Source organism: Vibrio sp. 2033 (genome assembly GCF_033339735.1).
Window position 1 is genome coordinate 20,066 of the sequence record NZ_JAWOVC010000009.1, and the last position, 21,115, is coordinate 41,180.

Sequence of the window (21,115 nt, forward strand, 5' to 3'; positions counted from 1 at the left end):
ATTTAGGCTCAGATCTACTTGACTACATAAATTATCCACGGTCACGCAGATGCCGATCGTTCTTTTCATCAACCAGATATTGTTGCTCTCTCGCTGATGCTTTTGGCGATTTGTACAGAACAACTGATACCAAACTGATATGGTGAATTTATGCATTTGGTTTAATATTTGAACAACTATTCAATACATAAGCCAAATGGAAAAAATAATGGAACATGAATGGATGCAGGGAACTAAAGAAAACCAAGTGGTAGAACAGCACCCTAACCCTCAAATACAACGCCTCGCTGTACTTAGCGCGTACTCAATCTCAGTCAATAATGCCAAACTGTTTATTCAGAAAATGGATAAGTGCGGTTTTCCTAAAGAACGATTACTGACACCTCTTGAAAACACGGTTTCACCGGTTCCCGGTTTGAACCAATATCAAGTCGAGTCACTCATCTTCAATACTCGCTATCAACACCAACCCTTTGTCATTGTCATGTGCGAAAGTACGCAAGAAGTTCAGCAAGCCTATCTAACAGCAACCCAATTCAATCTCCCGATTCGTGTTCGCTCAGGAGGGCATGATCACGCAGGTGAATGCAGTGGTGACAACGTCATTTTGATTGACGTGAGCAGAATTAAGACCTTCCAATTGTGTGACAATATTGCCACCATTGGTGCTGGCTATCGCTTCTATCAACTGACACCAAAACTTGCAGAGCATGATCGAATGATTGCACATGGAACCTGTGCCACAGTTGGGTTGACTGGCTATATTCAAGGCGGAGGATGGGGCCCTTGGACGCGAAAATACGGCATGTGTTGTGAGCACCTAGTGAGTGCAACCGTGGTATTGGGTGATGGTACGATCACAGAAGTCTCAGCAGAGTCCAACCCTCACCTATTTTGGGCACTAAGAGGCGGCGGAGGCATGAGCTATGGCATTGTTACCGAGCTACGCGTAAAAACATTCCCTTTACCCAAAGAGATCCACCGCTTCGAGCTTCAGTGGAACCTCTATCCAAAAATCAACGGTATGCTTCAGCCAATACCAACGCACCCTACCATAGATGTGCTAAAAAATTGGGAGCAGGCTATAAAAAGCCTCGATACGCCTAAACTTCTTGGCACCAACTTGCAAATTGATGCTCTGCCTGAATCATCTAACCACTGTGATATTGAAACCATCAGCCATCACTGCGCCATGTATGGCTACTGGGAAGGAACAGAACAAGATCTTCACCAATTTATAGCCGTTCAATTTGGCGCTTGCTTCCCTGATTTAGTTCAAGTCTATGAAGCACATGGCACTGACTTTGACGGGAAGAAATACGATCACTCCCTGATGAGCACATGGGGGCGCGATTCTTTGTGTCAAAACGGTTCTCCTTTCCCTCCCGATTATGACGCCCCAGCACCTCACAAAATCACTTCGCGATTGGTGTCAGAGCGAGGTCTTAAACCAGAAGGCTATACTGCACTTTTGCAAAGCTTAACTTCACCTTTGATAAAGCCAGAAAACCGCGATCAAGGGCTATTTAGTTACGTAACCTTAGGGGCGATCACTGGCAGTTTTTATCATCACTCAGACGACCTTGAAGACATATCTTTCCCCTACCGCCAGTGTCAATATACAGTCCAATACCAAACCTGGTGGAATGAAGAGATAAAGCAAAAACTAGAACTACAAAATAACCCAGTACTTGTTGATGTAAACAGAGCCATGGACTGGATTGATAAAGCCAGAGAAGCTGATATACCGGGAACCTATGGTGCCTTCATCAGCTTTAAAGATCCGGCAATTCCGACAAGCGTTTATTTTGATCGAAGCTACCGCGACTTAATCGGTATAAAAGAAAAATACGCTAAGGATAAGTTTAATCACCTTAGAACTAATAAGACCATCATTTAACATCAATATGCATCTTAAAAAGCATATATTAACAGAACGTCATTTGGCCGTTCTATCACGTATAGAAATTAAAAAAGAGGAAAAATTATGACAACTAAGGGTTCATTTTACGTTAAAAATAACTCCAACGATAAAATCACCGGATATGTGAGATTTAAAGACTCTCCGGAAATGGAGGTTCATTTCGACTTGAATATTGGCGAACAATCTGAATCTGCTAGTTTTGAATCCGGTGCCGCTACCCATGACTCCTGGTATTACAGTTTCAAAAAGGCAGGTAAAACCTATACTGGGGACAAGTCCTGTGCATACTATGCAAAAGATGAAAATAAAGGCCCCGTCGTTGTAGAAATCTTTAATGATAATTTAAAAATATCTCCACCACTTAGCGGTTCTTGTGAGAAAACTTTATAGCTGCTCACCTGATTCATCACTTCGCCCGAGACAGTTGCACAACTTCTCGGGCAGTTTCATTTCTCGGTATTTGGATTGAAGACTCTCCCCATTTTCAATCACAATCTGAAATTGTTAACTTTATGTTCTCACTTTATATCACCACTGCAAGATAATCGAATAAATACAAATCACTTTTAAAATAAACTTTAAATCTAGAGTAACCAAGATTGAAAAAATAAATATATTATTAATTTCTAAGATCAAAGAGTTTTACTTAATACATCACTTTTTATTTTAACTCTATCAACTGATACTAAACTGCTACTGACGTTTTTTGATTGAATGCTTAACTTAATAGCATGCGCTTATCTCAATGGCTAAAACCATTACTAAAGCGCAATTCATCTATATCCACGTAATCTCTAAGCATTTGATTCAGAGGGTTTCTTGGATATTCATCATTCAAGATAAACAACGGAAAGCATGGCTATGTGTACAGATGTTAATATCAATTATGGTTGCAACAACCAAACCTTATCCGCTAGAACCATGGAGTTTGCAGTTAACCTTCAGACCGAGATTTGGTTTAGAGCCCAACAAACTTACCAAATTACGACCTTTACTTCCGACGGAAAAGCCGACCGTGTTTTCAATGGTCAGCCGCCAAAACGTCACAGTAAAGAATGTGAGTTTCGAGCAAATTGGCAGGGAGAGTTGAGCTTCATACACTGCAACGCCATTACCCGGTATAATAACCCTCTTTTAACAGCTGATGGCATTAATGAATCTGGCCTTTCTGTTGGGTCACTGTACTTGCCCATTCTCAATCAAAATGTATCGACCTCTCACATCCCTGATGATGCCTTTGCATTAGGCAGCGGCCTATTTGGTACTTTTATCTTGTCTACGTTTAATACTGTGGACGAGATGGTGACGTACTTCACTACTCACCCCGTTTACGTGTTTAACTCGACTATTTCAACTGGTGAAACAGAGAGTGACAACATGACGTTGGACCAGCATTTCGTTATTCACGATGCAAATAATGACGGTGCTGTCATTGAATTTCTTAACGGTAATATGCATATCTATCGAGCATTTAAAGAAAGCGACATGTTCAGCAAAGAGGAAAATCAGCAAGCACGCTATCAATGTACCGAATATGACTTTGATGATTATAAAGTGGTTGTGGACCACTCCTACGTAGGAATAATGACTAACTGCCCAAATTACCATTGGCATGTCAATCACCTCTCATATTTTTCCAATTTGCGCAACTACAACCCAGAACCGAACAATGAAGTAACCATGCAACGTCATGTCCAAGTGCCTGGCCCACTTCAATCAATCAATGGCGCTGGCTTGATGGGCCTACCCGCCGACCCAACACCGCCGTCTCGATTTGTACAAACCTATGCAATTAAGCAATTAAGCGAACAACCAACTAACTTCGACGAAGCCTTCTCACTCGGACAAAAGCTACTTAATCGCGTTGATATACCTTTGGGCATCATGGCGAATGAGCTTGAGACATCCGATAACCCTGAAGTCTTTTTTAGTGATATCACCCAATGGAGCGTTATTAGACATAACAGTCATCAATCACCCGCGTTCTATCTGCGTACTTACGGAGACATGACTTGGCGAGTCGCTAATGTCAAAGACTATATTGGATTAAATAGAGACTGTCAGATTTCAAGCGTTTTACAGCTCATGCCAGTTACAACATCATTACCGTTTGAACAAGTCGAATCTCGACCAACTATTAAAATCGCTTAGAGTTAATTTTGAAGCGCAAACAAATGAGAAGCAAAAAGCCCCGCTTTCTAAGCGAGGCTTTTAAAAGACAAAACTGCTAAATTCACTATTCTTAAATTATCTTGAACTAAACAAGATGATCGCTATAAAGCTAATAAAAAAGCCAGAGTAAGAAATCAATCTCACTCTGGCTCATAGCTGCATATAGTATAGTTTTATCTGCTATAGATATAACGTATGGTTGCTTTTACACTTTTTACATTCAGTCGATTTACTCTTTACCGAACACGTTGTTCTCTTGTTCTTGAACACGGATGAATGTAGTACGCTTGGTTAGCTCTTTAAGCTTTGCTGCACCTACGTATGTACATGTTGAGCGAACGCCGCCAAGGATGTCTTGAATAGTGCCGTGAACACTACCACGGTATGGCAATAATACGGTTTTACCTTCGGCCGCACGGTAGCCAGCGACACCACCTGAGTGCTTGTCCATCGCGCTCTTCGACGACATGCCATAGAATTTCATGAACTTCTCGCCGTCTTTCTCGATCACTTCGCCGCCTGACTCTTCGTGACCCGCTAGCATCCCACCTAGCATTACGAAATCCGCGCCACCACCGAATGCTTTCGCTACGTCACCCGCACAAGAACAACCACCGTCACCGACGATCATGCCACCAAGGCCGTGCGCTGCATCGCCACACTCGATGATTGCAGAAAGCTGCGGGTAACCAACACCCGTTTTTACACGAGTTGTACAAACTGAGCCTGGGCCGATACCCACTTTAACGATGTCTGCACCAGCTAGGATTAGCTCTTCACACATATCACCAGTAACCACGTTGCCTGCAGAAATGACCTTGTCTGGGAACTCTGCTCGCACGCGTTCAACATACTCGACCAAATGCTCTGAGTAACCATTTGCAATGTCGATACAAATGAAAATAAATTCATCTGAAAGTGCCATGATGTCTTTGGTTTTTTGGAAGTCTGCGTCAGATGTCCCAGTAGACACCATAACGTTATTCATGGTTACTTTATCTGCTGATTTAGCAAACTCAGCCCAATCTTCTACCGTGTAATGTTTGTGAACAGCGGTCATTACACCATGCTCAGCTAGGGCTTTAGCCATTGCAAAGCTACCAACCGAATCCATGTTTGCTGCGATTACTGGCACACCAGACCATTGACGACCACTATGCTTGAATGTAAAATCGCGGGTTAAATTTACTTGAGAACGGCTCTTAAGGGTAGAACGTTTCGGGCGAAACAGTACATCTTTAAAACCTAACTTAAGTTCTTGTTCGATACGCATTGTGTAATTCCTTGATTCATATGTATATGTGTCATTTCAGAGTGCGTAGTGATTTCGTTGGCAGACGAGTTCACTGTTGTTCGGACACAAAAAAACCGGAGCGTTGGCAGACGCTCCGGTTTTCAGCATTATAGGCTGTGATTTATTTCCTACAAGTCTGATATTTGAATTTTTTTTGTGATACCATCTTGAAAATCGCATATCAAAAACGCTCCCCAAGTCACCAAAACCTCTTATTATTTATAACTATCAACAACTTGAGAAAGCACTTAAGTTAACCCATTGCGCAAACCTTTGCGTCATATCTTAAAAATTAAAACGCATCACCTCTCAAATCTGCCTAAAACTCAATCAGCTAATACTAAGATGCCCTGCTAATTCGAAAAAAAAGTACTCAAAAAATCGACCAATTTTCTCAGCAATGCATGAAATCTAATTAATTTCGATAGAGCTCTTGGGTGATAGCGGTACGAAGAGTGCTAACGACATCACTTGCCAAAAGACCAATTTGACCATTCTGACTCACGTTTATATCAGCAGCATGACTGTGAAGTACCACACCTAAACGTGCGGCAACAGAAATTGGTAAACCTTTGGCTAGTAATGCACCAATGACTCCAGATAACACATCTCCCATTCCCCCCGTCGCCATTCCGGCGTTACCCGCTAGACAGACGTACATTCTCGTTCCATCGTAAATAAGCGTCCCCGCGCCTTTTAAAACCACTACACCGCCATAACGCTCTTGCAGTTGTCTTGCAGCAGAGTATCGGTCACTTTCTATTTGTTGAACGGTTACATTTAGTAGTCGAGCTGCCTCTCCAGGATGCGGCGTGATCACTCGATGGTTGTCGCACACCAGAGTGCCATCGCATCGCTGGCTCAGCATCGCTAGAATATTGAGGCCATCAGCATCAACAACTTTAGGTTTCTGCTCTTGAGCGAGATATTGATAGGCTTGATAAGCCCACTCATCATCTCCAAAGCCAGGACCAAACACTAATACGTCAGCCCAGCGAATGCGTTTAGTTAAGTCGTTCTCAGTATCCCTGAGTAAGTCAGCGGTGATGCTCTGGCTCATTACTTCTGGGCAACCAACCTGCAGTGGAATAAGGCTACTCGTGTGAGTAATTGCGGCAGTTAAACCCGCTCCGGCTCTAATCGCAGCGGAGGAACATAAACGAATCGCCCCAGACATCCCTTGGTTGCCACCAACACAAAGCAACTTCCCGTTGTCACCTTTATGGACCGTTGGATTTGGCTTGGGCATTAATCTTGAAACAACCTGATGATCAATACCTAATGCACTTTCTACTTCGATAGTATCAAACTTAGTATTGACGCCTAAACCACAAAAGTAGAGCTCGCCAACTCGATCTCTCGCTTGTCCAGTGCATAAGCCTTGCTTAACCCCAATGAAGGTTACAGTATGCTCGGCACGAATAGCATCACCTAAAACTGCACCTGTATTAGCACACAGACCAGAAGGAACGTCGACTGCAATCACAGGGGTATGAATTTGATTAATTTGGTCAATATAGCGACGATGCTCCGAACGAACCTCACCGCTTAAACCAGTGCCTAACATGGCATCGATGATCACATCTGCTTCTAGCAATGCGGTATTCCATTCATCCCAATCATTGTTAACACCGTCGATTGACTGCCAGTCTTGGTATGCGCGCAAAGCATCACCTTTTAGCACAGATACATCACCAATTTGGAAAACATGTACATTGAGTTGAGCTTGTTTCGCAAGAGATGCAAATACGTAACCATCGCCACCGTTATTCCCTTTACCGCAAATCACTAAGATATTTTTTGATTTAGGATACAGATGTAAAAAGCGCTCATACACGGCCATACCAGCGCGTTGCATTAAGCTATACATAGAAACACCAGCCATTTGCGCAGCCAGCGTTTCACCGTTTTTTACTTGCTCTGCGGTGTAGAGTTTTAGGGCGAGATTAAAGTCCATATTCACGTTCTACGCATTGGGAAACACAATTATAAGTATACAAAAAAGCCAAGGCGGACCTTGGCTTTTGAGAAAGTTTTTTATCGCTATTGATTCTGAGACATCAGAGCTTCAGCCGTCGCGTCTTGTATAGACAAAAACAACGAGTTGATTTTTCCAGTCGGTGTGCGCATTGGGTTCAACGTAACATTCTGGTACATAAACTCCGCTTGCTGCGTAACTGGTCGAACATTGCGACAGCAGAATAAGTAAGGTCGTTGTCGCCATGTGATGAAGCTGCGACAGCCTAGGTCATACACTGGTTTTGTTTTTAATTTAAACCACTCCTGTGGGATTTCAGGGAAGATATCAAATATAGAACGACCTATCGCATCATGAGACTGCAAACCACTGTGATGAGTCATAAACCCATTCCAGACCTGTACATTGTAATCTCGATCAATGACCACTAAGCCCATGTCAACGTTTTGTACCATATCCACCATCCAATGGAATTGTTCAAACTCTGCTGGCATATTCAACATTAGAACTCCTCCATTAGATAAGACAGTTTGTTATCAAGCAGCGGCAAGGATTCATCCACAAACATAAACAACAAGTCACAACGAATCGACGTTCCTTCAATGTTGTAGCTCACTTCGAATGTCATCGTGCGGCTGAATGCTCCAGTTGTAGATTCAATGATCGAGTCAATTGAGATATGCTGACCAAGGAGTACTGGTGGACTTTGGAAGAATCGGACTTCAGACTGCTCGCCTAAACCATTTAAGAACGACCCCACCAAAATATTAGAAATATCCATTAGCAGCTCAAGCTCTTCTAGCTCTTCGCTGTCTGCTGGTACTTTCATCAACTTTTTGAGATCAGATACGCTTGAATCACTCAAAATCACTAGCGCTTCGCCAGCAATACCTTCGCCACAAAATCCCTGACAAACACCCGATACGTTGTCATGCGACGCCAAGTCGCGTAGGGCCATGTGAAGTTCGCTCACTTCAAAGATATTGACGTTCGGCAGAGGTAGTTGCACAAACACATCAAAGTGACGCGCCAATGCATCGGCTGCTCGACCAATTGAAACGTTAGCCACTTCCATGTAAATATCGCGACGACGTAAAATCGGTAACTCAATAGAGACAGGCGTGATAATTTGAGGACGAGGTTCTGGCTCGACCAACTCTTTAAGCGCCTTCTTGAGTTCATCTTTGGCGATCGGTTTTTGAATAAACGCTTTTGCACCCAGTGCGAACACGCGCTCTTTCGCTTTAGGTTGGATATCCCCCGACACAACAACCACCGGAGTTTTATCCCCCAACCGTTGCATGTGCTCTAGTGTTTCAAAGCCATCCATTTCTGGCATGGTCAAATCAAGAAACATCAATTTAAACTCGTTTTTTTCGAGTTCTTCTAGCGCGTTTTTTCCGTGGATAGCAAACGTAATATCGGCATTCAATGTGGCTGGTAGTGATCTCGCCATCTGTTTGCGTGCTAACGCTGAATCATCACAGATGAGTACGGGAAAAGACATTCAATCACCTTTTTATATTCCACAATCTGCGCCGGAGTCTAACAGATTGTTACAGCATGTAATACGAGAAAACTGACGAGTTTTTTATTTCTTTATTATTCAATAAGCATACGCAATATGAATGAATGAGTGAACAAAATGACTAAAAAGCAAGCATCACATTCGCTGTTTAGTGACATAAAACAAACATGGGTAAAACTCCTCCACCCAAAGTAAGCAAAAAGTTGCAGCTAACATCCAAAGCCCATTTTTGCTCGAATTTCATTCTTTCCATTTCCATAATGGGTAAACAGTAACGCGCTAAAACTAAAAAGGCACCCTGCTAGAGGATGCCTTTAATAACAATTTCATCGATAAGATATCAATTCTATGGCACACCATGACCTTTAGAAGCCACCCATACGCGATACCATTGCTCTCGAGTAAGTTCGATGTTCAATGCATTAACTGCAGTTTGCACACGCTCGATTTTACCAGAGCCAATGATTGGAATAGGGTTAGATGGCAAACGACGTACCCAGGCATAAATTACTTGATCAATACTCGCTGCGCCCACTTCTTCACGAATTGCTTCTAATTCGTTACGGACACGAACAGCTTGCTCACTGTCACCACTAAAAATTGAACCACCACCGAGGCAAGACCAAGCCATTGGTCGCGTGCGGAACATTTGCATTTGATCAAGCGTTCCATCGTGAGCAACCTCAAAGTTAAGTGGGTTGATTTCCACTTGGTTAGTAACCAACGGCTTACCTAAGCGAGATTGCAGCAGTTCAAACTGGCGTGGAGTGAAGTTAGACACGCCAAAGTGCTTCACTTTGCCGACTTTGTGAAGCTCAGAAAATGCTTCTGCAACCTCGTCTGCATCCATTAACACGTCAGGACGATGAATTAAAAGTACGTCGATTTCATCCACATTCAAACGTTCTAGCGAGTTATTCACCGATTGGTAGATATGTGCTGAGCTCGTGTCGTAGTGATTGATCTTACGCTCTGGCGTTTTATCGCCACACAAATTGATGTCGCATTTCGTCACGATCTGAATTTGCTCACGAACACTCTTGTCTAAAGCTAGCGCTTCACCAAACAACGCCTCACACTCGTAATTGCCGTAGATGTCGGCGTGATCGACCGTCGTAATGCCTAACTCAATGTGTTGCTTAAGAAATGACAAACGCTCTTGAGCCGTCATTCCCCACTCAACTGCACGCCAATATCCTTGAACCAGCTCTGAGAACTCTGGGCCTTTTGGTGCAGTTACTACTTTTGCAACCATGGGTTTTCTCCTTCAATTGATCTGCATTCATCGTAGTCTTGTTTTCGTACCGGCTCAACGGGTAAACTTTCGCAATTCGAACTGGAGTACGAAATATGTCTTTTGCCCAACGCCTAGCCACCCTGATCGGAGAAGAAAGCATCAGCGGGTTCGCTCGACGCGTCGATGTGTCTGAAGCTTTAATACGCAAATACCTTAAAGGCAGTGAACCTAGCCTAACTAAAGCAAATCAAATTGCAATGCGCGCCAATTGCTCTCTTGAATGGTTAGCAACGGGATGTGGTTATTTATATCGCCGTGCTGAAGTCGTGGATATGGATGCGTACAAACTTGCCTTTCAACACGTTATGAATCAGCCGTTGTCAGACGATGCAGAAGAGATACACCGCAAGCTAATCGCAGGCTATCAATACCTGCGCGCTCACAAAAAATCGGATGGTTTTTTGGATGAGTCTGCAATGGCGACCTTCCTATCTCTCCATAAAGAATCTAAAAACGAGTCACTTTGACCTCGATAATTTCGCCATCACTGCGCAATTGCACATTTAAGGACGGTGATGGCGTCAGAAACTCGTCCGGTTTTACCCAAAGCAAACTTCGAATCGCTTCTTGCGGATAGCGGTTCATCAACAAAATAACTTCTTTATCGACAAGTTCGGAAGATTTCTTTTCCAGAGCTTCAACGACATCATAGTGTTCTTGTCCGATAGTAACTCTACGTAAAACTAACCCATCCTTTCTTAAGTTGAGAAGTAAGTCATTCAGACGCTGCCACTCGTATTCAGTGAGAAACGAGAACTGAGCACTTTCTCTTCTCAAAATCACTTCACCATACAAGTGCTGGTGGTAGTACGAAAAATCATCCAAACAAAATGCGCTGATAAACGTTGAGTTGTCTAGCAGCTGCACTTCGCAACCATACCAGCTCCCACTTTTTTCTATACGTTCTTTTAGATTGGAATATGGCAATGCTGACAACGTGTCTTGCCACCAGCTCGGCGTTGAAAGTGCCGGAAACGTTACCGAACAACATAAAGAAAGTAAGAGTCGAAGATAAAAGCGCATGCACTGCTCTAGTTGGTTGACATCGAACCAAGACATTACTAACTGCAAGAAAATGTTCAAGAGAAAAATAGTGGCAGGTGGCGATGAAAGTTATGGTGATGAAAGTTATAACGCAGAAATTAAGAAGGCGCACATGTGCGTGCGCCTCTACCTCGTTACTCAATCGTGAGTGTGCGAATCGGCGATGTCTATTGATGCATCCCGAACATAAAACGAGGACTTACCGTAGGGTTTGAATCCATCCAAATTGTGTGTAAAACCTCACATCCCTCCTTCTGAAGCAGTCATGTTGCTTTACATTTAAAGCATGGTTCATTTTTCTCAAAAAACAAGTTTTTTATCCTAAATTATGAGAGCAATAGCACAATCTGAGTGAATGAATAATATCGCGACACTTCGAACACTCAATAGTGAAAAGCTAAATTGCATCTTTATTGATTAGGTCTAGACTCTGCGAAGCGTATACTTTCTTTCGTCCCTTCCCCCAGCAACAGGAGAGCTTGTTAATGACCAAACGCGAGAGAATTGTGAAATCTGTGTTGGCGCACGTACCGAAAGATGCGATTAACCAGTTTGTCTCTCGAGGGTCAACACCATTTTCTGTTCTCATTATGGCCGCCATTGTGGGTACGTTGGCTGGTTTTGTCGGTACGTATTTCGAGCTTGCCGTTCATTTCGTTTCTGAAACACGAACAGAATGGTTAAGAAGCGAAATTGGTAATGTTCTACCATTGTGGCTGGCAGCGGTTCTCATTAGCGCACTTTTAGCTTTTATTGGCTATTTTCTTGTGCACCGCTTTGCGCCAGAAGCGGCAGGCTCTGGTATTCCTGAAATCGAAGGGGCAATGGATAATATTCGTCCAGTGCGCTGGTGGCGCGTGCTACCAGTAAAATTCTTCGGCGGCATGGGCGCACTTGGCTCTGGTATGGTGCTTGGTCGTGAAGGCCCAACCGTTCAAATGGGTGGTGCTGTAGGTCGAATGGTGACCGATATATTCCGGGTAAAGGATGACGATACCCGCCACTCCCTGCTCGCTTCTGGTGCTGCTGGCGGTTTGGCTGCGGCCTTTAATGCCCCACTCGCAGGCATTATGTTCGTTGTGGAGGAAATGCGACCTCAGTTTCGCTACTCTTTGATCTCAATTCGCGCAGTGATCATTTCTGCCATTATGGCGAACATAGTGTTTCGCGCCATCAACGGGCAAGACGCCGTTATCACTATGCCGCAATACCAGTCGCCAGAGCTTCAAACCCTATGGCTGTTTTTATTGCTTGGCGCATTGTTTGGCGTGTTTGGCGTGATCTTCAATAAACTGATTACCGTGGCACAAGACAGTTTTGTCGCAATTCACAAAAACGATCGTAAGCGCTACTTGATTGTAGGTTCGTTACTGGGAGGCGTGTTTGGCTTGCTTCTTTTGTACGTACCCCAACTAACCGGTGGTGGTATCGGCCTTATTCCTGACATTACTAACGGTAACTACTCGGTATCTATTTTAGTTTTGCTTTTCTTTGGTCGTGTAATTACAACCCTGCTCTGTTTTGGTTCTGGTGCGCCGGGAGGCATCTTTGCACCTATGCTTGCTCTGGGAACCTTATTTGGCTACGCGTTCGGAGCAAGTGCTGATGTCTTGCTCCCTGCGCTTGATATCGAGCCTGGTGTATTTGCGATTGCGGGCATGGGTGCCCTGTTTGCTGCAACGGTACGTGCACCGATTACTGGTATTCTGTTAGTGATTGAAATGACGAATAACTACTACTTAATCCTGCCATTGATCATTACTTGTTTGGGCGCTGTGATTATTGCTCAATTGTTGGGTGGACAACCTATTTACAGCCAGTTGCTGCATCGCACAATCAAAAACGAAAAGTTACGCCAACAGGATCTACCGGAGAATCAATCAACATAACATTCTCTTTGTTATCACTTCGCTCCAGACTATCGAAGGGTTTGGAGCGATAAACTCTGCATTTTTACATCTTTTCCCAAATATTCGATACCAAACTCACAAAATTATCATTCTCTGATATTTGCTCACCACCTTTCATGAGAAACCCCTCTCCATACTTGTTAGTATTCGCTACTTAAATAGAGCATTTCATCCAAATCGTCATGTTTCGTTTCATTCAGGCAAAAATCAAATGGAGTAGATTTGAACTGGAGAAGACTTGTGCAGTTTTATAGTGTCCCGCCGTCTCAAGCCGCGTTGGCACTAGGTATGATAGGTTTAGGGCAAGCTTGGGCACTCTATGTTCCTGAGATTGGTGAACCGATACGCCCATTTTTGGCGTCACTCGGCGCACTTTTACTCGCCCCTGTACTCATAAAATATGCCGCGAATCCACGATTATTCATGGTCGACATTCGTCACCCACTGAGTGGTAGTTTAATGGCACCAATGAGTATGGCGTTACTGATCCTTGCAGATTATCTTGCCGCTGTAGCACCTATCATCGCTTATCCACTTTGGTTTATGGCGCTTTTGCTGCATTTTACTATGATGGTGCTGTTTTTTAGCTTTCAGCTAATGAACTTCAAAATGTCCAATATCGTACCGAGTTGGTTTCTTTATCCGGTGGGGCTAATCAGTAGTTCACTAGCCGGTTCTCAACTAGGTCACAACTTATTCTCCGAAACATTAGCGATGATGTGCATCGGCATTTATTTCTTCATGCTGCCACTCGTGTTGTATCGTTTAGTGTTTTTCGGCTCTCTACCAAGGCGAGCAAGACCGACCCTCGCAATTATGGCCGCGCCGGTAAACTTGTCATTAGCAGCATACTTGGTGAACTTTCCCTTACCTGATCCGATACTGACAGGCGCATTGGCCGGGATCGCCATCACTATGACGTTATTGATCTACTTATGTTACTTCCGCTTACTTCGCTTGAAGTTTCAACCTTCTATCGCGGCAGTAACCTTTCCTTCCGTGATCAGCGCCATCGCAATGCATCGCTTGACCTCTTTTTTCGCCGAATCGCACCCTCACTGGCACTGGCTACACGACTTTGGTTTTCTAGAGCTCAGTATCGCGACTGTATTGGTTGTTTGGGTATCGGCAGGTTACGTCAAAATGTATTGGCCAGAAATCATGAAGTCATTTTCTAAACAAGCATAAAAAAAGGATGGCGTTTGCCATCCTCTTAGAATAGTGCTTGGTTACCTAACGTAAACCGTGCAGAAACTCGGCACGCGTTGCTGGGTTGCTTTTGAAGATACCGCCCAATGCTGTTGTCGTGGTTTCACTGGTTGCATCCATCACACCGCGAGATTTCACGCAGTAGTGTGTTGCGTCAATCGTCACTGCCACATCATCGGACTCAAGCAACGTTTGAAGTGCAACAAGAATTTGCTGAGTCATACGCTCTTGAACTTGTGGACGCTGGGCAAAGAAGCGAACGATACGGTTGATCTTTGACAGGCCAATGATCTTGCCACGTGGAATGTAAGCCACAGCCGCCTTGCCATCAATGGTCACAAGGTGGTGTTCACAAGTACTGGTCACTGTAATGTCCTTCACGCGAACCATCTCGCTCACGTTCATCTTGTTTTCAATCACCGTGATTTTTGGGAAGTTGGAGTAATCCAGACCAGAGAAGATTTCGTCAACGTACATCTTAGCAATGCGGTGAGGGGTTTCTTCTAGGCTATCGTCGGTAAGGTCAAGTTGAAGCAGACCTAAGATCTCACGCATGTGGTGTTCGATCTTCTCTTTCTTCTCTTCACGACTTACGTTGTTTGGACGCATTGGCGTTTCCAAACCGCGTTGCTCTAGCGCTTCTTTTACTAACTTCGCTGACTCGCTAAGACCTGACATTCCACTTCCTCTTTTGTTTTACTTCAGCCTTCGTACAAACCCAATCAAAATTGCATTCATACTTTTCGCTTTGAGTTGCTCAGTTCGTGTCTTTACACCAAGTCACATCAGATGAAGGTACTGAGCTGATTTTCTTGAGCTCCGCAGGTTTTTTACCCCTTTTGGATGGCTGACAAGGATACTCGGATTTTTGAATAATTACACCCATATTTTATAGGTGGACATTCTTACTCAGTCCCCTTTTATGGTAAAGTTGCCACAAAACAAAAGAACACAGGATTTTCTCAATGGGCTGCTGCGACGCACCTGGCTTGATGCCAATTGAAGAAGCGATGGACAAAATGCTATCGCGAATCAAACCTATCCAAACAACGCTTTCTCTTCCACTTGCTGACGCACTCGGTTTTGTACTGGCAGAAGACATTTTGTCTCCTATTCACGTACCACCATTTGATAACTCAGCAATGGATGGCTACGCTATTCGCATTCAAGATCTTGAGTCATCTTCTGTATTGCCTCTGGCAGGTAAATCATTTGCAGGACAACCTTTTGAAGGTGAATGGCCTCAAGGTACCTGTGTTCGCATCATGACTGGCGCAAAAATCCCACAGGGTTGTGATGCCGTTATCATGCAAGAAAACACTGAAGTAACAGATGCTGGCATTCAGTTCAACCAAACCGACGTGAAGCCACAAAACAACATCCGCCCAACAGGTGACGACATCAAACAAGGCGACATCGTACTGGCAAAAGGTGCACGTTTGACACCTCGCGATATTCCGATGATTGCGTCGCTTGGTGTTAGCCATGTGACAGTAGTACGTAAGCCAAAAGTTGCTTTCTTCTCTACTGGTGATGAACTTAAACCACTGGGCGAACCGCTAGACGAAGGTCAGATCTACGACAGCAACCGTTACGGTATTAAACCACTTATCGAGAACTTCGGTTGTGAAGCCGTTGATCTTGGTATCATTCCAGATTGCCCAGAGACTCTGAAAGCAACCTTTGAACAAGCGCAAACATTGGCAGATGTGGTTGTGACCTCAGGCGGTGTTAGTGTGGGCGAAGCGGATTACACCAAAGACATTCTTGAAGAGCTTGGTGAAATCGGTTTCTGGAAGTTAGCAATCAAGCCGGGTAAACCTTTCGCATTTGGTAAGCTAAGTACAGCTTGGTTCTGTGGGCTGCCGGGTAACCCTGTTTCTGCAGTTCTTACTATGTACGTGCTTGTTCAACCAATGCTGGCAAAACTTGCAGGCCATACAGAATGGAAAGCACCCGAATCTATTCCAGCAACAACCAAAACCGCCTTTAAGAAAGCGCCAGGTCGTACCGATTACCAACGTGGTATCTATACATTGGAAGATGGCAAGTTTGTCGTTGAAACAACCGGTAACCAAAGCTCTGGTGCATTCCGCTCAATGAGCCTAGCGAACTGTTTTGTTGTCTTGGAACGTGAACGCGGCCGAGTTGAAGTGGGCGAAACGGTTCAGATTCAACTATTCAACTCAACCCTTTACTAGGAAGACGTTGTGGATATTCTTTCCGATCAGGAAATGTTGCGTTACAACCGCCAAATCATTCTTCGTCAGTTTGACTTTGAAGGACAAGAAGCACTCAAACAAGCATCGGTATTGATGCTTGGTGCTGGCGGTTTAGGCTGCGCATCAAGCCAATATTTGGCGACTGCTGGTGTCGGTAAAATCACGCTGATTGATGATGATATCGTCGAGTTGTCTAACCTTCAGCGCCAAGTGCTGCACCACGATGCGGATATTGGTCGTAAGAAGGTAGACTCGGCGGCCAATGCACTACGTGAACTTAATCCGCACATTGTCGTAGATACCATCGCAAAACGTCTTGATGATACCGCGTTAGAGAGCCTGATTAAGCAACACACTATTGTTGTCGATGCATCAGATAACGTCGATACGCGCAATCAACTTAACCGCCTATGTTTTGCGACTAAAACACCGCTAATTTCAGGCGCGGCTATTCGTATGGAAGGCCAAGTGAGTGTGTTTACTTACGACGACCCAACTCAACCATGTTACCAGTGCTTAAGTGCCCTCTTCGGCAGCGGTGCGTTAAGTTGTGTCGAAGCCGGAGTCATGGCTCCTGTTGTGGGTATTGTTGGCGCAGTACAAGCGATGGAGACGATCAAAGTGATTGCTGATTACGGCCAACCAAAGAAAGGCAAAATTCTGATTTTGGACGCGCTCAGCATGTCTTGGCGAGAAATGAATCTGATGAAAATGCCAACCTGTCCGGTTTGTAGTTAGTTCTAAACCTCTAATCATTCCCAAAAAGCCCAACTCGATGTTGGGCTTTTTTCTCATTTTGACAATCAGATTTAAAACCCTTCTTCTTACAAATTTTAACTTCATAAAATTCAACAATTTAAAAGTTGGCACATTCCTTTCATTGCATATATCACGAACCAATGAGAGGGCGAATTATGAAAAGGACATCACTACTACTTGGGTCTCTAATAGTTAGCGCTTATGCACAAGCGGCGCCATTTGATACGTGCCCAAGCCAAGCATACCTATTCCAATCAACCCCGGTTCAAATCTATGGCGTCAATTTGGTTACAGGCTCTACGACTCTTTTAGAGGACGACACAGGTTTGGCTTCGGGCATCAACGGTGTAGGCTTTAACTTCACTGACCGTTATATCTACGGCTACGACACCACAAACAAAAAGATTGTTCGTCTTGGTCAAGACTTCCAAGCAGAGACACTTGATGTTTCGGGTCTTCCTACCGACCACACGTTTTACGTAGGTGACGTTTACAACCACGTCTACTACTTGTACCGCAAAGGCAAAGGACTTTTCTCCATTGACCTTTCTCCGCTCGATTCTGATCCAAATGCGACATTGAGCATCGTGAAAATCAGCTCAACAACGACTGTGAACCTAACCGACTTTGCATTTCATCCAGGTGATGGCTCCCTTTACGGCATCGACAACAACTCTGGTGTGCTATATCAGTTCAACCCATCAAATGGTAGCGCAACTGCGATAGGTGACACAGGTGAGAAAGGCACATTTGGTGCTGGCTACTTCGATGTAAACGGCAACTACTACGTGTCACGTAACCAAGATGGCAAAATCTATCGCGTTGACCTTTCGGAAGGTAACGCAGCCAATATCGCAGCAGGTATCGTTCCTGCGGTTGAGTTTGTATCCAACGGTCCAAGCTCAAGCCAAAATGATGGCGCACGTTGTGCAAATGCTCCGGTGATTAACGAAGACGAGCCAATTGATTTCGGTGATGCTCCAGACAGCTACCACACAACACTTGCGTCAAACGGTCCTCGCCACGAAGTCGACGGTGTAACTTGGCTTGGTTCAGTCGCTCCTGATGGTGATGCCGACGGTCAAGCAAACGACAACTCTGTGGGCACAGCCGATGAAGATGGTGTTGGTTTTGTATCCGCACTTGACCCAGGCTTAAGCTCAATTGTGAATGTGACTGCTTCTACTTCTGGTTACCTATCAGCATGGTTTGACTGGAACCGCGATGGTGACTTTAATGATGAAGGCGAACAAGTCTTTACTGACCAACTACTGTCTGCGGGTAATAATCCCCTACCGTTTGTCGTTTCAACCGCTGCAACGGAAGGGTCTAGCTGGAGCCGATTCCGCTTTAGCCAACAAACCGGATTAAACTACGATGGTGGTTCGACATCTGGTGAGGTGGAAGATTACCCAATTACCATTACTGGTAATGGCTACTCAGTGGAATATTTCCCGAGTGCAGAAGATTACGCCACCGTCGCTTACGAAGATAACTGGCCATACACCGCAGACTACGATATGAACGATGTGGTCGTGAAATTCCGCATCACTGAAACCAGTCTTGCTGGTCATGTTGAGAATATTCAAATTACTGGTGACCTAGCGGCTTACGGCGCAAGTTACAAAAATGGCTTCGCAATCCGACTACCGGGTGTTTTGAGAAGCTCGATTGAAAATGGATTAACGACGCTATCCTTCAATGGTGTAGAACAAGCATCTAATGGCTTGGAAAGTATTTCTGATGAAGCCATTTTCATCATCAGTGAAGACTTAAGCACACACGCGGCGAGCAGCTGTAGCTACTTCCGTACCGAGTCTGGCTGTGATGATAACGTTTCACTCACCTTTACCTTGAATGTGTACTTCACTGAAGGCTCTGACCGTTCAGCAATTCAAGCCATGCCATACGACCCGTTCATCTTTGCAACACCGGGCACTTACCATGGCGATGGTATTACTTTCCAACCAGGGCGTAAGTGGGAAGTTCACTTAGCAGACCAAGCACCAACAGAACAGTTTGATGACCAAAACCTCTTCGGTGTCGGCGTCGATGCAAGTGACCCTGCGCAAGGTGTGTACTTCAAAACAGCAAACAACTTACCTTGGGCACTGTTGATAGTAGAAGATTGGGATTGGCCGCTAGAGCGTGTAGACATGGTCGATGCATACCCTCAATTCCAAACTTGGGCTGAGTCTGGTGGCGAACGAAGCACAGATTGGCACACCGCTCCAACACCTAACAAATGCTACATTCCATAGGGAGATAACATTATGAAAGCACTTATCACAATCATCATGGGATTAGCACTAACGGCTTGTGGCGGTGGCGGCGGAGGTGGTAACAGTACACCACCTTCACCAACCCAAACCACCGTTGCAGAGGAAGACACAACCCAACAGGAAGAAACAACCGTAGAAGAGACTACCGTAACTGTAGAAAATGCAACCATGCAGGGCCTAGTAGTACCGGATGGCTTTAGCTACAACCCAGTGACGGAGGGTACGCTCAATGTAAACATCAGTGGTTTCTCTTCACAACGTGCACACCTAAGCGTGTACAAAGAGTTTGTCGAGAACAGTTCAGGTAACTACGATGCAAAATATCCAAGCAAAGTCGCATCGGTTCCACTCAACAACGGTACAGCAAACGTCGACTTTAATGTTTCTGATAGCCAAGGTAGCCTACTTGTTGAAATTTGGTTCTATGACGGCAGTGACCCAATTCAGAAAGTGATTACTTCTGGAGACAACACTTGGACCATGTAACTAGATAGATTGAAGGCATGGCGAAAGCGACCTTTCATCATAAATCTTCAATCTCAAGCTTAAAAATCGCATCGTTCTTTTGAACATGCGATTTTTTTGTTGTAAAACAGTAAGATTATCCACCTAGCAAACTAAAGACAATGCAAGCACTGATTAGTACTGATGAACTCAATAGCCTTCTCGGCCAACCTAACGTCAAGCTCCTCGACGCTAGTATTGCGTTTCAAATCCCTTCTGAAGGCAAAAAGATTCAAGATAAGTGGATTCCAAATACTTTACGCTTCGATTACGACAATGACTTTTGCTTACCCGGTTCTTCCCTGCCGCATATGATGCCAACAGAAGAAGGCTTCAACCAAAGTGCGCAACAACTCGGTTTGAACAACGAAGATTTGATTGTGGTTTACGACAACTCTGGCACTTTAGCCGCGCCAAGAGCTTGGTGGATGTTCAAAGCTATGGGACATGATAATGTTCGAGTCTTAAACGGCGGCCTTCCCGCTTGGGTTGAAGCCGGATTCCCTGTTGAAAGTACCCTATCGCAACCAAGCGAAGAAGGTAACTTTGCAGGTAAGCTCAACCAAAATGCCTTTTTGAGTGCACAAGATGTTCTTGCTCATTCAACCAATAAAAGTGCCAACATCATCGATGCCAGAGCCAAAGCACGATTCCTTGGTGAAGTGCCTGAGCCACGAGAAGGTCTACGTAGTGGGCACATTCCAAATTCGGTTTGCTTACCGTTTCAAGAACTCTTGACCAACGGTCACATTAAACCAAACTCAGAGTTGCAACAGATATTTAGCGCACTAACGATAGATAGTGACAATTCGATTATTTTTAGTTGCGGTTCCGGTGTAACCGCATGCATTTTATTACTCGCGGCGTATCAAATTGGTCTAGACAATCTGTCGGTGTACGACGGTTCTTGGACCGAATGGGGTGCTGACCACTCTCTACCTATCGAGCGTTAAGACAAGTGTCTGTTTAACAAAGTATCTTACGTTTATCTA

Annotated in this window: 18 protein-coding genes; 11 read left to right on the forward strand and 7 right to left on the reverse strand. The window is 44.4% G+C overall.

Annotated elements, in window-relative coordinates:
- The first annotated feature begins 208 nt into the window (after positions 1 to 208).
- The 3 genes from R7P74_RS13345 (at position 209) to R7P74_RS13355 (ending at position 4,075) form a co-directional block, all read left to right on the forward strand.
- Entirely contained in the window at positions 209 to 1,900 is a 1,692-nt protein-coding gene (locus tag R7P74_RS13345) for an FAD-binding oxidoreductase (protein ID WP_086047494.1), read from the forward strand.
- A gap of 87 nt (positions 1,901 to 1,987) precedes the next feature.
- Positions 1,988 to 2,314 carry a hypothetical protein gene (locus tag R7P74_RS13350; protein WP_005373454.1) on the forward strand — a complete coding sequence of 109 codons (327 nt, stop codon included), beginning with the start codon at positions 1,988 to 1,990 and terminating at the stop codon, positions 2,312 to 2,314.
- Positions 2,315 to 2,785: 471 nt separating this feature from the next.
- Positions 2,786 to 4,075, forward strand: a complete 1,290-nt coding sequence (locus R7P74_RS13355) for a linear amide C-N hydrolase (RefSeq protein WP_176311465.1) — start codon at positions 2,786 to 2,788, stop codon at positions 4,073 to 4,075.
- 250 nt (positions 4,076 to 4,325) lie between these two features.
- On the opposite strand, the gene R7P74_RS13360 is transcribed toward R7P74_RS13355, so the two are convergent.
- The 5 genes from R7P74_RS13360 to R7P74_RS13380 form a co-directional block, all read right to left on the reverse strand.
- On the reverse strand, positions 4,326 to 5,369 hold the full coding sequence (locus R7P74_RS13360; protein WP_005373458.1) for a GMP reductase: 1,044 nt from the start codon (positions 5,367 to 5,369) through the stop codon (positions 4,326 to 4,328).
- Positions 5,370 to 5,805: 436 nt separating this feature from the next.
- Entirely contained in the window at positions 5,806 to 7,347 is a 1,542-nt protein-coding gene (locus tag R7P74_RS13365; protein ID WP_318122907.1) for an NAD(P)H-hydrate dehydratase, read from the reverse strand.
- A gap of 86 nt (positions 7,348 to 7,433) precedes the next feature.
- Entirely contained in the window at positions 7,434 to 7,871 is a 438-nt protein-coding gene (locus tag R7P74_RS13370) for a PAS domain-containing protein (RefSeq protein WP_005373463.1), read from the reverse strand.
- Positions 7,871 to 8,875, reverse strand: a complete 1,005-nt coding sequence (locus R7P74_RS13375) for a response regulator (RefSeq protein ID WP_005373466.1) — start codon at positions 8,873 to 8,875, stop codon at positions 7,871 to 7,873. Before R7P74_RS13375 ends, R7P74_RS13370 begins: the two co-directional genes overlap by 1 nt.
- Positions 8,876 to 9,242: 367 nt before the next feature.
- A complete protein-coding gene (locus R7P74_RS13380) occupies positions 9,243 to 10,151 on the reverse strand; it encodes an aldo/keto reductase (RefSeq protein WP_151515713.1) in 909 nt (302 codons plus the stop codon).
- 95 nt (positions 10,152 to 10,246) lie between these two features.
- On the opposite strand from R7P74_RS13380, the gene R7P74_RS13385 reads away from it, so the two are divergent.
- Positions 10,247 to 10,660: a helix-turn-helix domain-containing protein gene (locus R7P74_RS13385; protein ID WP_005373470.1), complete on the forward strand. Its 414-nt coding sequence runs from the start codon at positions 10,247 to 10,249 to the stop codon at positions 10,658 to 10,660.
- On the opposite strand, the gene R7P74_RS13390 is transcribed toward R7P74_RS13385, so the two are convergent.
- Entirely contained in the window at positions 10,641 to 11,252 is a 612-nt protein-coding gene (locus R7P74_RS13390; RefSeq protein ID WP_318122908.1) for a hypothetical protein, read from the reverse strand. The two genes, R7P74_RS13385 and R7P74_RS13390, sit on opposite strands and share 20 nt — an antisense overlap.
- Positions 11,253 to 11,722: 470 nt before the next feature.
- On the opposite strand from R7P74_RS13390, the gene clcA reads away from it, so the two are divergent.
- Positions 11,723 to 13,126, forward strand: a complete 1,404-nt coding sequence (gene clcA / locus R7P74_RS13395; protein ID WP_005373473.1) for a H(+)/Cl(-) exchange transporter ClcA — start codon at positions 11,723 to 11,725, stop codon at positions 13,124 to 13,126.
- A gap of 261 nt (positions 13,127 to 13,387) precedes the next feature.
- Entirely contained in the window at positions 13,388 to 14,335 is a 948-nt protein-coding gene (locus R7P74_RS13400; RefSeq protein ID WP_005373475.1) for a TDT family transporter, read from the forward strand.
- 45 nt (positions 14,336 to 14,380) lie between these two features.
- On the opposite strand, the gene folE is transcribed toward R7P74_RS13400, so the two are convergent.
- Positions 14,381 to 15,034 carry a GTP cyclohydrolase I FolE gene (gene folE, locus R7P74_RS13405; RefSeq protein WP_005373478.1) on the reverse strand — a complete coding sequence of 218 codons (654 nt, stop codon included), beginning with the start codon at positions 15,032 to 15,034 and terminating at the stop codon, positions 14,381 to 14,383.
- Positions 15,035 to 15,321: 287 nt separating this feature from the next.
- Between folE and moeA the strand changes: the two genes are divergently transcribed.
- The 5 genes from moeA to R7P74_RS13430 all read left to right on the forward strand — a co-directional run bounded on the left by moeA (position 15,322) and on the right by R7P74_RS13430 (position 21,076).
- Complete coding sequence (gene moeA / locus R7P74_RS13410) at positions 15,322 to 16,557, forward strand: molybdopterin molybdotransferase MoeA (protein ID WP_039841169.1); 1,236 nt, start codon at positions 15,322 to 15,324, stop codon at positions 16,555 to 16,557.
- A 9-nt stretch (positions 16,558 to 16,566) separates the two neighbouring features.
- Positions 16,567 to 17,316, forward strand: coding sequence for a molybdopterin-synthase adenylyltransferase MoeB (gene moeB, locus R7P74_RS13415; RefSeq protein WP_053349250.1), 750 nt, complete (start codon positions 16,567 to 16,569; stop codon positions 17,314 to 17,316).
- Positions 17,317 to 17,492: 176 nt separating this feature from the next.
- Entirely contained in the window at positions 17,493 to 19,598 is a 2,106-nt protein-coding gene (locus R7P74_RS13420) for an LruC domain-containing protein (protein ID WP_318072316.1), read from the forward strand.
- A gap of 12 nt (positions 19,599 to 19,610) precedes the next feature.
- A complete protein-coding gene (locus R7P74_RS13425) occupies positions 19,611 to 20,105 on the forward strand; it encodes a hypothetical protein (RefSeq protein WP_318072317.1) in 495 nt (164 codons plus the stop codon).
- A gap of 140 nt (positions 20,106 to 20,245) precedes the next feature.
- Positions 20,246 to 21,076: a sulfurtransferase gene (locus R7P74_RS13430; protein WP_017635204.1), complete on the forward strand. Its 831-nt coding sequence runs from the start codon at positions 20,246 to 20,248 to the stop codon at positions 21,074 to 21,076.
- Positions 21,077 to 21,115: the final 39 nt, after the last annotated feature.

Bases quoted from the DNA above. Each gene is read 5' to 3' on its own strand.
- R7P74_RS13345 (WP_086047494.1), top strand. From the start codon at position 209: ATGGAACATGAATGGATGCAGGGAACTAAAGAAAACCAAGTGGTAGAA.
- R7P74_RS13350 (WP_005373454.1), top strand. From the start codon at position 1,988: ATGACAACTAAGGGTTCATTTTACGTTAAAAATAACTCCAACGATAAA.
- R7P74_RS13355 (WP_176311465.1), top strand. From the start codon at position 2,786: ATGTGTACAGATGTTAATATCAATTATGGTTGCAACAACCAAACCTTA.
- R7P74_RS13360 (WP_005373458.1), bottom strand. From the start codon at position 5,369: ATGCGTATCGAACAAGAACTTAAGTTAGGTTTTAAAGATGTACTGTTT.
- R7P74_RS13365 (WP_318122907.1), bottom strand. From the start codon at position 7,347: ATGGACTTTAATCTCGCCCTAAAACTCTACACCGCAGAGCAAGTAAAA.
- R7P74_RS13370 (WP_005373463.1), bottom strand. From the start codon at position 7,871: ATGTTGAATATGCCAGCAGAGTTTGAACAATTCCATTGGATGGTGGAT.
- R7P74_RS13375 (WP_005373466.1), bottom strand. From the start codon at position 8,875: ATGTCTTTTCCCGTACTCATCTGTGATGATTCAGCGTTAGCACGCAAA.
- R7P74_RS13380 (WP_151515713.1), bottom strand. From the start codon at position 10,151: ATGGTTGCAAAAGTAGTAACTGCACCAAAAGGCCCAGAGTTCTCAGAG.
- R7P74_RS13385 (WP_005373470.1), top strand. From the start codon at position 10,247: ATGTCTTTTGCCCAACGCCTAGCCACCCTGATCGGAGAAGAAAGCATC.
- R7P74_RS13390 (WP_318122908.1), bottom strand. From the start codon at position 11,252: ATGTCTTGGTTCGATGTCAACCAACTAGAGCAGTGCATGCGCTTTTAT.
- clcA (WP_005373473.1), top strand. From the start codon at position 11,723: ATGACCAAACGCGAGAGAATTGTGAAATCTGTGTTGGCGCACGTACCG.
- folE (WP_005373478.1), bottom strand. From the start codon at position 15,034: ATGTCAGGTCTTAGCGAGTCAGCGAAGTTAGTAAAAGAAGCGCTAGAG.
- moeA (WP_039841169.1), top strand. From the start codon at position 15,322: ATGGGCTGCTGCGACGCACCTGGCTTGATGCCAATTGAAGAAGCGATG.
- R7P74_RS13420 (WP_318072316.1), top strand. From the start codon at position 17,493: ATGAAAAGGACATCACTACTACTTGGGTCTCTAATAGTTAGCGCTTAT.
- R7P74_RS13425 (WP_318072317.1), top strand. From the start codon at position 19,611: ATGAAAGCACTTATCACAATCATCATGGGATTAGCACTAACGGCTTGT.
- R7P74_RS13430 (WP_017635204.1), top strand. From the start codon at position 20,246: ATGCAAGCACTGATTAGTACTGATGAACTCAATAGCCTTCTCGGCCAA.